The sequence below is a fragment of the Cognatiluteimonas lumbrici genome (genome assembly GCF_006476065.1).
GTDB classification, from domain to species: Bacteria; Pseudomonadota; Gammaproteobacteria; order Xanthomonadales; family Xanthomonadaceae; genus Cognatiluteimonas; species Cognatiluteimonas lumbrici.
The window spans coordinates 1-681 of sequence record NZ_SRZZ01000005.1; the positions used below are offsets into that span (position 1 = coordinate 1).

Sequence of the window (681 nt, forward strand, 5' to 3'; positions counted from 1 at the left end):
GTGAAGGGTTCGGCGCTCAAGGCGCTGGAAGGCGACCAGTCGGAGATCGGCGTGCCGTCGATCCTGCAGCTGGTGGAGGCGCTGGACACCTGGATCCCGGAGCCGGAGCGCGACGTGGACAAGACCTTCCTGATGCCGGTCGAGGACGTGTTCTCGATCTCGGGTCGCGGCACGGTGGTGACCGGGCGCATCGAGCGCGGCGTGATCAAGGTGGGCGACGAGATCGAGATCGTGGGCATCCGCCCGACGACCAAGACGACGGTGACCGGCGTTGAGATGTTCCGCAAGCTGCTGGACCAGGGCCAGGCGGGCGACAACGCGGGCCTGCTGCTGCGCGGCACCAAGCGTGACGAGGTGGAGCGTGGCCAGGTGCTGGCCAAGCCGGGTTCGATCACCCCGCACACCGAGTTCGAGGCCGAGGTCTACGTCCTGTCGAAGGACGAGGGCGGCCGCCACACCCCGTTCTTCAAGGGCTACCGCCCGCAGTTCTACTTCCGCACCACGGACATCACCGGTGCGGTGGAGCTGCCGGAGGGCGTGGAGATGGTGATGCCGGGCGACAACGTGAAGATGAAGGTCACGCTGATCAACCCGGTGGCGATGGACGAGGGCCTGCGCTTCGCGATCCGCGAGGGCGGCCGCACCGTCGGCGCCGGCGTGGTGGCCAAGATCATCAAGTAA

The 681-nt window shown here is 67.5% G+C and carries 1 protein-coding gene; it reads left to right on the forward strand.

The window, feature by feature from the left end; genetic code table 11:
• Positions 1-681, forward strand: a 681-nt coding sequence (locus tag E4F25_RS11410) for an EF-Tu C-terminal domain-related protein (protein ID WP_246069927.1), incomplete at its 5' end; no start/stop codon positions are given.